12 protein-coding genes are annotated in these 13,752 nt (G+C 65.1%); 6 read left to right on the forward strand and 6 right to left on the reverse strand.

Going from position 1 to position 13,752, the window contains the following annotated elements; all coding sequences use genetic code 11:
* Both PIN31009_RS07915 and PIN31009_RS07920 read left to right on the forward strand, forming a co-directional pair.
* Positions 1–975 (forward strand): LysR substrate-binding domain-containing protein, encoded by a 975-nt coding sequence (locus tag PIN31009_RS07915; protein WP_150789885.1) that lies wholly within the window; start codon positions 1–3, stop codon positions 973–975.
* Between the two features lie 163 nt (positions 976–1,138).
* Positions 1,139–1,762: a hypothetical protein gene (locus PIN31009_RS07920; protein ID WP_150789886.1), complete on the forward strand. Its 624-nt coding sequence runs from the start codon at positions 1,139–1,141 to the stop codon at positions 1,760–1,762.
* Here PIN31009_RS07920 and PIN31009_RS07925 read toward each other — a convergent pair.
* The 3 genes from PIN31009_RS07925 to hpnC form a co-directional block, all read right to left on the reverse strand.
* On the reverse strand, positions 1,690–2,874 hold the full coding sequence (locus PIN31009_RS07925) for an NAD(P)H-dependent flavin oxidoreductase (RefSeq protein WP_150789887.1): 1,185 nt from the start codon (positions 2,872–2,874) through the stop codon (positions 1,690–1,692). The genes PIN31009_RS07920 and PIN31009_RS07925 overlap by 73 nt on opposite strands.
* Before the next feature lie 81 nt (positions 2,875–2,955).
* The gene (locus PIN31009_RS07930; RefSeq protein WP_246185556.1) at positions 2,956–3,933 is read right to left on the reverse strand and encodes a DMT family transporter; all 978 of its coding nucleotides are present in this window, start codon (positions 3,931–3,933) and stop codon (positions 2,956–2,958) included.
* A 163-nt stretch (positions 3,934–4,096) separates the two neighbouring features.
* Positions 4,097–4,963 carry a squalene synthase HpnC gene (gene hpnC, locus PIN31009_RS07935; protein ID WP_150789888.1) on the reverse strand — a complete coding sequence of 289 codons (867 nt, stop codon included), beginning with the start codon at positions 4,961–4,963 and terminating at the stop codon, positions 4,097–4,099.
* A gap of 350 nt (positions 4,964–5,313) precedes the next feature.
* On the opposite strand from hpnC, the gene hpnD reads away from it, so the two are divergent.
* The 4 genes from hpnD to PIN31009_RS07955 all read left to right on the forward strand — a co-directional run bounded on the left by hpnD (position 5,314) and on the right by PIN31009_RS07955 (position 10,345).
* Positions 5,314–6,162 carry a presqualene diphosphate synthase HpnD gene (hpnD, locus tag PIN31009_RS07940; protein WP_150789889.1) on the forward strand — a complete coding sequence of 283 codons (849 nt, stop codon included), beginning with the start codon at positions 5,314–5,316 and terminating at the stop codon, positions 6,160–6,162.
* The gene (gene hpnE, locus PIN31009_RS07945) at positions 6,162–7,415 is read left to right on the forward strand and encodes a hydroxysqualene dehydroxylase HpnE (protein WP_150789890.1); all 1,254 of its coding nucleotides are present in this window, start codon (positions 6,162–6,164) and stop codon (positions 7,413–7,415) included. The genes hpnD and hpnE overlap by 1 nt, the downstream gene beginning before the upstream one ends.
* Positions 7,416–7,551: 136 nt before the next feature.
* Complete coding sequence (shc, locus tag PIN31009_RS07950) at positions 7,552–9,525, forward strand: squalene--hopene cyclase (protein ID WP_150790264.1); 1,974 nt, start codon at positions 7,552–7,554, stop codon at positions 9,523–9,525.
* A 97-nt stretch (positions 9,526–9,622) separates the two neighbouring features.
* Positions 9,623–10,345: a phosphorylase gene (locus PIN31009_RS07955; protein WP_150789891.1), complete on the forward strand. Its 723-nt coding sequence runs from the start codon at positions 9,623–9,625 to the stop codon at positions 10,343–10,345.
* Positions 10,346–10,428: 83 nt separating this feature from the next.
* On the opposite strand, the gene PIN31009_RS07960 is transcribed toward PIN31009_RS07955, so the two are convergent.
* From PIN31009_RS07960 to hpnH, 3 genes are read right to left on the reverse strand one after another with little or no spacing between them, the layout of a single operon-like run.
* Positions 10,429–11,631, reverse strand: coding sequence for a glycosyltransferase (locus PIN31009_RS07960; protein ID WP_150789892.1), 1,203 nt, complete (start codon positions 11,629–11,631; stop codon positions 10,429–10,431).
* Positions 11,628–12,623, reverse strand: a complete 996-nt coding sequence (gene hpnA / locus PIN31009_RS07965) for a hopanoid-associated sugar epimerase (protein ID WP_087688492.1) — start codon at positions 12,621–12,623, stop codon at positions 11,628–11,630. The genes PIN31009_RS07960 and hpnA overlap by 4 nt, the downstream gene beginning before the upstream one ends.
* On the reverse strand, positions 12,624–13,745 hold the full coding sequence (hpnH, locus tag PIN31009_RS07970) for an adenosyl-hopene transferase HpnH (RefSeq protein ID WP_150682143.1): 1,122 nt from the start codon (positions 13,743–13,745) through the stop codon (positions 12,624–12,626). It lies immediately after the preceding gene.
* Positions 13,746–13,752 lie beyond the last annotated feature (7 nt).

Below are 13,752 nucleotides of genomic sequence, written 5' to 3' on the forward strand. Positions count from 1 at the left end.
ATGGACCGCCTCAAATGCATGGAGGTGTTCGTTCAGGTGGTGCGCGCCGGGAGTCTCAGCGCCGGTGCCGCCGCCTGCGCGATGTCGGCAGTGACCGCATCGCGTCACGTGCAGGCGCTGGAGGCCCGGCTCGGGCAACCGCTGCTGCATCGCAGTGGCCGGCGGCAGGTGCCGACGGCGCTGGGGGCGCGCTATTTTGCCGAGTGCGCCGAGGTGCTGGCGCGCGTGGAGAACGCGGATGCCGGGGTGGCGGGGGGCTCATCGATGTCGTCGATGTCTTCGGTAACGTCGGCGTCGTCGGCAATGCAGGCGGCGCGCCGCCCGCTCGGGCAGCTTCGTGTGAGTGCGCCTACGACTGTGGGCGCGCACCTGCTCATGCCGCTGTTTGCCGAGTATTTGCGCACGCACCCGGACGTGGCGCTCGATCTCGATCTCAAGGACCGCGCCGTCGATCTGGAGGAAGAGGGCATTCACGCCGCGTTTCAGGCCGGCGGATTGCCCGAACCGGGGCTCGTCGCGCACACCCTGCGCGGCGTGACGCGGGTTGCCTGCGCGTCGCCGGCCTATCTGGCGCGGCGCGGTGTGCCGCGCCAACCCGCCGATCTGGCCGGGCACGATTGTCTGGGGTTTCGCTATGACGATGCGCACGGGCAGTGGCTACGCGCGGATGGTCCGCGTGCGGCCACTGGCACGTCGGCGTTGCAGCCGTTGCAGCACGATGTTCGGTTGATTGCCGACAACCCGTTTGCGCAGTTGCAGGCAGCGGTATGCGGCATGGGGATCGCATTGTTGCCGGAGTATCTGCTGGCGCCTGAAGTAGCGGCAGGGCGGTTGGTTCGCGTGCTGGAAGCCGATGCAACCGTGAGCGAGCCGATGCATCTGGTGCATCTGGCCGGGCGCTACGTGTCGGCAAAACTGGAAGACTTTGTCGGGTATATGGTCGCGCGTCTCGGGCCGGAGGCCTGTGCGGCGTAGGCTCGGCGACGCTTCCCGGACGCGCCCGGCGACTTCGGCTAAGATGCCGTTATTCAATCGCGGCCGAAGCGATATCTCCCAGAGCGTGGCCACCCAAGCACGCCGTCCTGATGACCCGGTAATGACTCGACAACGCAAGTCATGGCGACGGGCATGCGCAAGCATGCTCGCCGGTGCAGCGGTGTTCGCGCAGGTATCCACGGCGTGGGCGCAGCCGCCGCAATACAAGAGCGACGCCGAACTCATGGGCGCCGCCATCGCCTCTCCCGAGGGCGTGGGGCAGGTGCTCGGACAACTGGTGCAGAAATGCGGCCTGTATGGCGAGGCAACGCGCGCGCATGGCAACGCAGCACTACGCGCGTGGGAATCGCGTCATCGCGAATACCTGCTCGAAGGCCGCCGCGTGCGCGCCGAGTTGCAGGCAACCTATACCGACCCGCAGGCGCGGCAAAGTTTTGACGAGTTGCTGCGCACGCAATTGCCGATGCTGGTCGAGCGGCAGTTCACCGTCTACGCGCGAAGCATCGACGATCAGACGACGGAGAGCGCCAAGGCCGATCTCTGTGACAACTATTTCAACGCGGTCGATGACCGGCAGTTCGATCTGACGGTGAACGATCCCGCGTTAGCCGCGTTCTTCGACAAGCGAATTGCGGCGCGCAATAGCGGGACTTCAGGCGCAGCCGGAGCCAGCAGCACTAGTGGCAGCAACGGTCAGGCGGCGGTGACCGACGCGGCATCGGCGGCGGCCGGCCCATCCGCAGGCGACTCGCCGGTCAGCAAGTAACGCATCAGGTCGGCCACGGGCCGAATGCGCTCGCCGAACGGCAGCGGATCGCGTCCCCGGAAGAACAGCCCGCGCGCCACATCGCCGCGCACGGCCTGCGCCAGTTTCAGATCGATGCAGAACTGGCCGATACGGGCCACGCCATCACGCAGACCACACGCCTGAAGGCAGTCGAAGCCTTCCAGACACTGCCGCACTTTCGCCTTCGCCTGCAATGCCGTCTCGCGAGAGAGATAGCGCTTGAGCCACGGCGTGAGGACTGCGCGCGCGGGCAAACCCGCCACGCTGGTGAATTCGGCAATGTCTTCGGGGCGGGCGGTCGCCAGCACTTCCTTGAAGGCCGGATGCGCGTCGGATTCTTCAGTCACGGCGAATGCCGTTCCCAATTGCACGCCTGCTGCGCCTTGCCCCAGCCAATGCTTCACCTGTTCGTGCCGATGAATGCCACCCGCGACGATCAGCGGTACACGCGCCCACTCGATGCCGAGCGATGCGTAGATCTCGCAGCATTCGGTCAACACACGGTCGAACGAGAAGCGCCCGTCGCCGAGGTCTTCGATGCGCGATGCGCCCAGATGGCCGCCCGCATGTGCGGGATGTTCGATGACGATGGCGTCGGGCAAGCGGCCTTTCTTCATCCACTTGCGCAGCACGAGGCTCACGCCGCGTGAGTCCGACAGAATCGGGATGAGCGCGACGTTCGGGTGTGACGCCGTGAGTTCCGGCAGATCGAGCGGCAGGCCGGCACCCATGACGATGGCATCGGCACCGCTCTCGCACGCCTGACGCACGAGCGACGCGTGCGCGCTCACCGCTTTCATGACGTTCACGGCGACCAGTCCATGGCCGTCGGCGAGCGTTTTGGCCGCCCGGACTTCGCGGTCGAGTGCGATCAGGTTGACCGCTTCGATGGCCGCCTTGTCGCGGGTGCCTTCGACCTGAGCCAGCAGGTCGGGGTGGTGGTGCCGCAGGTCGATGCTCGCAATCGTGCCCATGCCGTTGTTGCGTGCGACAGTACCCGCCAGCCGGTGCGCGGAGATGCCGATTCCCATGCCGCCCTGTACCACCGGCACCAGCCGGCGGCCGGCCAGCGTCAGCCATTGCTCGTTCATGTCAGTTCCATTCGTCATGCGTGAGGGCAGTCTGTCACGCCCGCGACGAACGGCATTTGCGATGGGTCAAGCGCAGGGGGATCAGGTGGCGGTGTCGGTGCGGCATGGCGTCGCACTGGGCTTCGACACGGTCCCCAGTGCAATGCCGCCCACGATGAGCGCGAGGGCCAGCCAAACGTCGAGTCCGAGCGATTCGCGCAGGAGGAACGCGGACGCGAGCGTACCGACGACGGGCACGCCGAGCAGGCCGAGCGACGTGACGCCCGCGGGCAACTGCCGCGTGACCACGCCTGCCAGCCAGAAAGCAATGCCGCCACCGACGATGCCGCCGTACGTCATCAGCCCGGCAAAGCCGGCCACGCCGGTGATGCGCGGTGCGCCATCGAATACGGCCGCGAGTGTGCTCAGGATCACGCTTGCGAGCAGCAACTGCCATGGGCTCAACTCGAACGGACCGTTGACCCAGCGATGCGCGCGCATATGGACGATGGCAATGGCCCAAACAAGTGCCGAGGCGAGCACGAGTGCGTTACCGAAGACGGCGTTGCGGTCGTGCCAATCGAACGCGAGTGGGTTGAACATGACCGCGATGCCGAGCAGGCCGAAGGCGATGCCGACCAGTCGGCGTGGCGTCAGCGCTTCACCCAGCCAAAGGCGTGCCGCCGGCATGACCCAGAGCGGCGTGGTGTAGGCGAGCACCGCCGAGCGCCCGGCGCTCACGTATTGCAGGCTGATGGCGACCAGCAGCGAGAAGACCGTCATGTGCAGCAGGCCGACGCTCAGGATCACGGGCAGGTCGCCGCGTTTCGGCCAAACCAGCCGACGGGTCGCGGCGCAGATGATGAAGAGGGTGAGCATGCCGACGGTCGAGCGAAATGCCGTGCTCCACCAAGGGGAAACATGCGCGAGCAGCGCTTTGCTGACCGGCCAGTTCACGCCCCACATGACGATGACGACGGCGAAGATCAGGCCGGCGTTCGTACGAGTGGGAGCGCCGTGACTGCCACGGACATCGCGTCGTTGCGAGGCAAGACGTTGCAGGGCGGCAGGCAGATTCACGGCGCGCGGCTCCGAAGCTCCAGAACGTGAGAGGAGGGCGCGTCGTCCCTTGAGCACGGCGCGTCAATGCATCACGTTAGGGCAAGCGTGGCCGCAGGAGAAGCGCCAGCAGCGCGCGGATCGATGGTGCCACTGCCACAGACCGTGGCAGGGCCGGACGGGATCAGGCTGTTGCGAGTGCCTTGGGCGGGCGGCCGCTCAGCTTCATGCACAGGCCGCGCAGGAACACGCGCACGCCGTCGCCCTTGCCCAACTGCGGACGGTGACGGAAGACGTCGTAATCGGCGGCTTCGATCATGTCGAGAATGCGCAGGCCGCCATGAACCACACAGCAAAGCTCCAGTCCGAAGCGCCCCGGCACACGGTTGGCGAGCGGCGCACCGCGCAGCATCATGCGGCGGGCAAAATCCACTTCGTAGCGCATCAGCGCGCGCCAGCGATCGTCGAGCGTCTTCGCGTCGATATCGGCGTCGGTGACACCGAAACGCGCCATGTCGTCCTGCGGCAGATAGACGCGCGCCTTGCGCCAGTCAACTTCGACATCCTGCCAGAAGTTGATCAGTTGCAGCGCCGAGCAGATGTCGTCGGAGCAGGCGATGTTCTCGGGTGTGTCGAGCTTGAACAGGCCGAGCATGATGCGCCCGACCGGGTCGGCAGAGCGGCGCGTGTAGTCGCGCAGGTCGGCAAAGGTGGCGTAGCGCTTGACCTCGATATCCTGATCGAAGGCCGAGAGCAGGTCGGAGAACGGCTGCACCGAGAGCTTGTGCTCGGCGATCACGCGCGCGAGCGCGGCGAACAGCGGCTGGTCGGGCGAAGTGGGCACCCCGGCGGCGATCTTGTCGAGTTCAGCCTGATAGGCGGCCAGCCCGGCGTGACGCTCGGCGTTGGTCGCGTCGCCCTCGTCGGCGATGTCGTCGGCAGTCCGGGCAAAGTTGTAGATCACGCCCACCGGCGCGCGCATTTCGCGCGGCAGCAGGACACTGGCTACGGGGAAGTTTTCGTAATGCTCGATCTTGGCGTCGGAAGTCATCGGGCTGGTGAGGCAATTCAATTGGGGCAAATCGAGGGGTGTCCGCCAGAGGAAGACCGCCGCCGCAATAGTTGCGATTGTTGCGAATACTGGGATAACGATTGTGCCGGACCGGCCACCGTTCGGCCAGCGGCGCGCCAACTGACGCAATTGTCAAAAAACGTCGGGAAATCAGGGCTGTGGGGCGATTTTCACCCATCGGGCCTCCCCCGAACGCCCCGAGATTCTATGCTATCGTTCCCAATCCTGGCGGGAAAGTCACGCCAATCCCCGGTATACTTCCGGGTTTGCAAGAATCCCCTGGGTTTTTCAGTGGTGTCACCCTGTTCCCCTGCACGACGAGGAGCCTCGTGAGCGTCGCCGAACCGATCGAAATTTCGCCTGAGCAAAGCAGCGCACGTGTGGCGTCCGGCAGCAGCTTCTATGCTGCGATGCGTATTTTGCCGCCCGCACAGCGCGAAGGCATGTTCGAGATTTATGCCTTTTGCCGCGCCGTAGACGACATTGCCGACGACGGCGAAGACACGTCGGCGAGCCGCATGGCGCGTCTGGCGGTCTGGCGCCGCGATCTGGCCGACCTTTACGAAGGTCGTCCCGCGCCGTCGCTCGCCAATCTGGCACGTGTGGTCAAGCAATTCGACCTGAAGCACGACGATTTTCTGGCTGTCATCGACGGCATGGAAATGGACGCGTGCGGTCCCATCGTGGCGCCTGATCTGCCGACCCTCGATCTCTATTGCGATCGCGTGGCGAGTGCCGTCGGCCGTCTGTCGGTCAAGGTGTTCGGTATGCCCGAGCAGGAAGGGATCGATCTGTCGTACCACCTCGGCCGCGCCCTGCAACTGACGAATATCCTGCGCGATATCGACGAAGACGCCGCCATCGGCCGCGTCTATCTGCCGCGCGAGACGCTGGCAGAGGCCGGTATCGTCAACGCTACGCCTGGGATGATGGCCGACGCCCGGCTCGACCGGGCTTGTGCGCCGCTCGTGGCGCAGGCGCATGAACATTACGCGAAGGCGCGCGCGATCATGGCGCGCCACCCGCGCCGTGTGGTTATCGCCCCGGCGGTGATGGCCAAGGCCTATGGCGCGATTCTCGACAAACTGATTGCGCGCGGCTTTGCCGCGCCGCGTGAGCGCGTGCGTGTGCCGCGCTGGCGTTTGATTCTGATGCTGCTGCGGCAGATGGTCTTCTGATGGCGGGCAAGGTTCATGTCATCGGCGCCGGCCTCGCAGGTCTGGCCGCCGCGGTAAGACTTGCCACGCGCGGCGTGCCGGTCGTGCTGCACGAAGCCGCACCGCAGGCGGGCGGACGTTGCCGGTCGTACTTCGATCGCACGCTGAACGCCGTGATCGATAACGGCAACCATCTGGTGCTCTCGGGCAATACGACCATGCGTGAGTTTACCCGCACGATCGGCTCGGAGCACACGCTGACCGGCCCGGGCCGCGCCGAATTCGCCTTTGTCGATCTCGACAGCGACGAGCGCTGGACCGTGCGCCTCTCGGAAGGCCGCCTGCCGTGGTGGATCTTCGACAAGAGCGCGCGCGTGCCGGGCACGAAGTGGTCGGATTATCTGTCGCTCGCGCCGCTGCTGCGCGCCGGCCCCGACGCGACGATGACCGACGCGATGAATTGCCCGCCGGCGCTGTACAAGCGGCTGATTCATCCGCTGTTTCTGGCCGTGCTCAACGCCGATCCGGCGGAAGGCTCGGCGCAGATGGCCGCGGCCGTCATTCGCGAAACGCTCGCGGCGGGCGGCAAAGCCTGCCATCCGTTGATTGCGAGCGATGGGCTCGACGTGTCGTTCGTCAACCCGGCGCTGGCGTATCTCGAAGCGAAGGGCGCGCAGGTCATGATGCAACACCGCGTGCGTGCGCTGGCCTACTCGGCCGACGGCAGCCGTGTCGAGTCGATCGACTTCGGCGACGGTCCGGAAATGCTCGGTGCGGACGATGCTGTCGTGCTGGCTGTGCCGCCGAACGTAGCGGCCTCGCTGGTGCCTGAGCTGACGACGCCGGACGAGTACCGCGCCATCGTCAACGCGCATTTTCAGGTGCCGCCCCCGCCGGGCTGCCCGCCGATGATCGGTGTGGTGAACGGCGTGAGCGACTGGATTTTCGCGTTCGAAGACCGCTTGTCGGTGACGATCAGCGGCGCCGACCATCTGCTCGATGAGTCGCGCGAGTCGCTCGCGCTGCGCATTTGGGAAGAGGTGGCGAAGGCGTGTCAGGTGCCGTCCACGCCGATGCCGGTGTGGCAACTGGTGCGCGAAAAGCGCGCCACGTTTGCGGCAACGCCGGCGCAGGACAAACGCCGCCCTGCGGCGAAGACGCGCTGGCGCAATCTCTTGCTCGCCGGCGACTGGACGGCCACCGGCCTGCCAGCGACCATCGAGGGCGCGTTGCGAAGCGGCAACCGCGCCGCCGATTTACTGAGCCCGGCCTGATACGGCCGGTTGAAAAGGCAAGACTGTCATGGATACGATTCGCGACGCTTCCGAGAAGGAAGCTCGACGCACGGCCACTGCTACCGCAGTGGACCTCAAACTGCATACCGAACTTGCCCAGAAGGTGAGCACGGCAATGGCGACGCAAACGCTCGAGACGGGTATCGATCGCTCGATCACGGCCCTGCTCGATCTGCAACAGGACAACGGCCACTGGCTGTTCGAACTCGAAGCCGATTCGACGATTCCGGCCGAGTACGTGCTGCTGCGCCACCATCTGGGCGAGAAGGTCGACGCCGAACTCGAAGCCAAGATCGCCGTCTATCTGCGCCGTATTCAGGGCGAGCATGGCGGCTGGCCGCTGTTCCATCAGGGCAAGTTCGACATGAGCGCGAGCGTGAAGGCGTACTTCGCGCTCAAGATGATCGGTGACCCGATCGACGCGCCGCACATGGTGCGCGCACGTGAGGCCATCATTTCGCGCGGCGGTGCGCAGAATTCGAACGTGTTCACGCGCATTCTGCTGGCGTTGTATGGCGTGCTCGAATGGAAGGCAGTGCCGATGATGCCGGTCGAGATCATGCTGCTGCCGAAGTGGTTCCCGTTCCATCTCTCGAAGGTGTCGTACTGGGCGCGCACGGTGATCGTGCCGCTGCTCGTGTTGCAGGCCAAGCGCCCGCTCGCGCGTAACCCCAAGGGTGTGGGCATCGATGAGCTCTTCATCGGCAGCCCCAAGGATGTGGGCCCGCCCAAGCGCGCGCCGCATCAGAGCCGTTTCTGGTTCACGTTCTTCTCGGGCGTCGATCATGTGCTGCGTGCGCTCGATCCGTACTTCCCGAAGTCGCTGCGCAAGAAGTCGATCAAGCGCGCGGTCGAGTTTGTGGAAGAGCGTCTGAACGGCGAAGACGGCCTCGGCGCGATTTATCCGGCAATGGCCAACTCGGTCATGATGTATGACGTGCTCGGGTATCCGGAAGATCATCCGAGCCGCGCGATTGCCCGCAAGTCGGTCGAGAAGCTGGTGACGCCGGCCGATGACGAAACGTATGTGCAGCCGTGTCTGTCGCCGGTGTGGGATACGGCGCTCTCGGCGCATGCGCTGCTGGAGACGGGCGATAAGCGCGCCATCGAGCAAGCAGGCAAGGGGCTTGAGTGGCTGATCCCGTTGCAGATTCTCGACGTTCGCGGCGACTGGATTTCGCGCCGTCCGAACGTGCGTCCGGGCGGCTGGGCGTTCCAGTTCGCCAACCCGCATTACCCCGACGTGGACGACACGGCAGTGGTGGCGATGGCGATGGACCGCTACGAAAAGCTCGCGGGCAAGTTCGAGAGTGCCAAGGTCGATCAGGCGGACCCGAAGTCGCAGGCGATGCGTTACGCAATCGATCGCGGCACGGAGTGGGTCATCGGCATGCAGAGCAGCAACGGTGGCTGGGGCGCATTCGAGCCCGAAAACACGCACCTGTATCTGAACAACATTCCGTTCTCCGATCACGGGGCGTTGCTTGATCCGCCGACGGTCGATGTGTCCGCGCGTTGCCTGTCGATGCTGGCGCAATTGCCGACGTCGCCGGAACGCAAGGCTTCCGCCGATCTGGCGCTCAAGTACATCCTTGATGATCAGGAACCTGACGGTAGCTGGTACGGCCGCTGGGGCATGAATTTCGTGTACGGCACGTGGTCGGCCATGTGCGGTCTGCAAGCGGCGGGCATGCAACCGGAGCATCCGGTCATGGCGCGCGCAGCAAAGTGGCTGCTCTCGATCCAGAACGCCGACGGCGGCTGGGGTGAGGATGGCGACAGCTACAAGCTCGAATACAAGGGTTATGAGGCGGCACCGAGCACGTCGTCGCAAACGGCATGGGCACTGCTCGGCCTGATGGCGGCAGGCAAGGCCGACGACCCGGCGGTCAAGCGCGGCGTCGACTATCTGCTGAACACGCAGAACGATGAAGGGCTGTGGGACGAGGAGCTGTACACGGCGACGGGTTTCCCGCGCGTGTTCTACCTGCGTTATCACGGCTATCGCAAGTTCTTCCCGCTGTGGGCGCTGGCACGCTATCGCAATCTGACCGTGCGCAACGATTGCCCGGTGCCCTGCGGCATGTAATATCGATGCGCGCAATGCGCATCGCGCGCCCCGGTGGCAGAGGTTTGTCTCCGGGGCGGTTTCTTCGTAATTCCCTCGGTTTTCTCAAGGCAGGCTAATGAGCGCAAAGAGCGCAACGGCGAGTCCCACGACTTCGCCCATCATCGTGGTGACCGGCATGCCCTTCGAAGCCCGCATTGCGCGCGGCAATGGTGTGCGCGTGGTTTGCGCGCAGAACAATACGCTGGCTGAAGAACTGGAAGCCGCGATTGCGCAGGGCGCACGCGGGTTGGTGAGCTTCGGGACGGCGGGTGGTCTGGTGCCGGGGGTGAAAGCGGGGCAGTGGATCATCGCGCACAAGGTGCTCGATATGCCCGACAACGCGCGCGAATACGTGTCGTCGATTGTGTGGGCCGACGCACTGCGCCGAGCCTTGCCGGCGGCGCTACGGGCCGATCTGGCGGGCGTGACGGCACCAGTGGTGACGGCTGACGACAAGGCGGCGCTGTGTCGCGAGAGCGGGGCCGCGGCGGCCGATATGGAGTCGCATATCGTCGCCCGTGTGGCGGCGGCGCATGGGCTGCCGTTCGTGGTGGCACGCGTGGTCATCGATCCGGCAGAACGCTCGCTGCCGCCTGCGGCGCTCGCCGGCATGCGTGCCGATGGTTCGGTCAACCTTCTCGGCGTGTTGTGCTCACTGGCCAAGCATCCGCTGCAACTGCCGGCGCTGATTCGTGTGGGGAAGGATGCGAGCCGCGCGAAGGAGGCAATGCGCTACGGCCGTCAGGCGATCACGCTGCGGCTCGGCGACGGATTTGGCGCGGAAGCCGCGGAGATCTGAAGGCGTCGAGTTTCAACAAAAAAGCCAGTTTGCGTTGTCGGCAAACTGGCTTTTTCTATGGGGCAGCGCGCTTCGACGCAGCGTTATACGTCCGAAGACTGTTGCCCGCGTGCTTGCGCGCGTCCTTTCCACATGCCACCACGACCGCGCCAGTGTTGTAACGCTGAGTCGAACGTAAAGACGGTGTAGAGCGCAGCCACCAGTGGCAGCATCGGGCCGAAGCTCGTCGGCTGGCGGTAGAAGCGCAGCATCGGGACATACGAGATCGTCATCGCCACCCACGCGAAGAACCCCAGCCATTGCGCAATGCCGGACCCGAAGATCGTCAGGGCAGGCGGCACGATGAACGTGAGCAGCAGCGACACGATCGTGCCCGCCAGCAGCACCGGCGAATACTGCAACTGCGCGTAGGCCGTGCGCGAGACCATCTTGCGAATCTCGCCGAGGTTGTCGTACGGGCGCACGCTCATCGCGCGCTCGGTGAGTCCCAGCCAGATCGAACCTTGCTTCTTGAGCAGGCGCCCCATGGCACAGTCGTCGATGATCTCGTCGCGAATGGCTTCAATGCCGCCACCTGCTTCGAGCGACCGGCGATGGATCAGCATGCATCCCCCGGCGGCTGCCGCCATGCGCTTCTTCGGATCGTTGACCCAAGCAAACGGGTAGAGCATCTGGAAGAACAGCACGAAGGCGGGAATCAGCGTGCGCTCGAACCACGCCGTGCAGCGCAGCTTCGCCATGAGCGAGACGAGTACGCGATTGTCGCCGGTGGCGCGGGTCACGAGGTGACGCACGTTGTCGGGCGTGTGAGCGATGTCGGCGTCGGTGTGCAGCAGGTACTCGGGCGCAACGCCGTTGTCGTTGGTCGCCGGATCGCTGGCGAACGCCACGCCTTGACGCACGGCCCACATCTTGCCGGTCCAGCCGCCGGGCAGCGGCTGACCGCTCAGGACGTCCACGCGTCGCGTGAGCCCGTCGGCCGCCGCACGAGCCGCTGCCTGACGCGCCAGATCGGCGGTGCCGTCGTTGCTCTGATCGTCGACGACAACAATGCGCAAGCGCCCCGCATAGTCTTGGCGGCAGAGCGATTCGACGACCTGACCGATCGACTCGGCCTCGTTGCGCGCCGGGATGATCACTGCCACCGTGGGCCACACATCAGGCACAGGCAGTCGATCTTCGTCGAGATCATCGCGTTCGCGCGCGCGCCAGAAGCCGCCCTGCGAAATCAGCAGATAGATCCAGATGGCCAGCGAGAGCGCGGCGATCCAGCCCAAAACAGTCATGACAAATATCCGGCGGTGCGAAACCAGGCGAGCGCGTCGCGCAGGCCATCGAGGTAAGGGCGGGCGGTGTAGCCCAGTTCGCGCTTGGCCTTCTCCGACGAGAAGAACATGTGATAGCGCGACATCTTCAGGCCGTCGACCGTGACGAACGGTTCTTTGCCGGTGAAGCGCGCCACACCTTGTGCGGCCATCGCGAGCGGGTAGAGCGGCCAGCGCGGCAGTGCCACGGTCGGCGCCTTGCGGCCCACGAGGCCGGCAATGGCGGCAAGCATCTCGCGCAGCAGCACGTCGTCGCCGCCCAGAATGTAGCGCTCGCCGATGCGGCCACGCTCCAGCGCCAGCAGGTGGCCCTCGGCGCAGTCGTCGACATGCACGAGGTTGAGCCCCGTATCGACAAAGGCCGGAATCTTGCCCTGTGCCGCTTCGACGATGATGCGCCCGGTCGGCGTGGGTTTGATGTCGCGCGGCCCGATGGGCGTGGACGGATTGACGATCACGGCGGGCAGGCCGTCGTTGGCGATCATGCGCTCGACCAGACGCTCGGCCGCGACCTTGCTGCGCTTGTACACGCCAATGGTCGTGGCTTCGTCGTTCGGGGAGGTTTCATCGACCGGACCGGTCGCGCCTTGCACGCGCAACGTGGCAACGCTGCTCGTGTACACCACACGCCCGACACCTGCACGCAGCGCGGCTTCCATCACCGTGCGCGTGCCGTCGATATTGGCTCGCATGATGTCGTTGGGATCTTTCGCCCAGAGGCGGTAGTCGGCCGCAACGTGGAGCAGGGCGTCCACGCCGGCGAGCGCGCGCTGCATCGAGGCCGCATCGCGCATGTCGCCTTCGACGACTTCAACGGGCAGGTCGGCGAGGTTCGCGCGCGGGCTGGTGCCACGCACCAGCAGGCGAACCTCGTGACCGCGCGCGAGCGCCGTGCGTGCTACCGCAGAACCGACGAACCCGGAGGCGCCGGTGACCAGCACACGCGACGGCATTTACGCCTTAGCTCGCTTCAGTTCGTCGAGCTTGATCTCGACGTGCTTCGAGAACACATACTCGGCCGGACGTTGCTTGGCAAACGACACGTCGTCAGCCATCGGGCCGTCGGTACGCACACCCTTGAGCGCAACGCCGAGGGCGCGCAGCGGACGCGACAGCGTGTCGTTCACGGCGGTCGCTTCGAAGCCGCTGTGGACCATGCAGTCTGCGCACTTTTCGTAGTTGCCCACGCCGTACTTGTCCCAGTCGGTGGTTTCCATCAACTCGGTGTACGTCTTGGCATAGCCTTCGCCGAGCAGGTAGCACGGACGTTGCCAGCCGAACACGGTACGCGTCGGGTTGCCCCACGGCGTGCAGTGATACGTGCGGTTGCCGGCGAGGAAGTCGAGGAACAGGCTCGACTGGCTGAACGTCCAGTCCTTGCCGCCGTTGCCGCGCTTGAGAATGTCGCGGAACAGTTGCTTGGTCTTCGAACGGTTCAAGAAGTGTTGCTGGTCCGGCGCACGTTCGTAGGCGTAGCCCGGCGACACGGTGATGCCGTCCAGACCCATTTCCTTCGTCGTGTCGAAGAACTTGGCAACCTTCTCCGGATCTGCGTTGTTGAACAGCGTGCAGTTGATGTTCACGCGGAAGCCGCGCGACTTCGCCAGCTTGATGGCGGCGACGCAACGGTCGTACACGCCGTCCTGGCACACCGACGCGTCGTGCATTTCACGGTCGCCGTCGAGGTGGATCGACCAGACGAAGAACGGGCTCGGCTCGTAGTCGTCGATCTTCTTTTCCAGCAGCAGGGCGTTCGTGCAGAGATACACGAACTTCTTGCGCTCGATGATGCCCTTGACGATCTGCGGCATTTCTTTGTGCAGCAGCGGTTCGCCGCCGGCGATCGAGACCACCGGTGCGCCGCATTCGTCCACGGCATCGAGGGCGTCCTTGAGCGAGACGCGCTGATTCAGAATGGGATCCGGGTAGTCGATCTTGCCGCAGCCCGAGCAGGCCAGATTGCAGCGGAAAAGCGGTTCAAGCATGAGCACCAGCGGGTAGCGCTTGTTGCCCTTGAAGCGTTGCTTCATGAGGTAGGCGCCAACATACGCCTGTTGCAGGAAGGGGATGGCCAAGTTCGGC

It is taken from the genome of Pandoraea iniqua, assembly GCF_902459685.1.
Lineage (GTDB): Bacteria > Pseudomonadota > Gammaproteobacteria > Burkholderiales > Burkholderiaceae > Pandoraea > Pandoraea iniqua.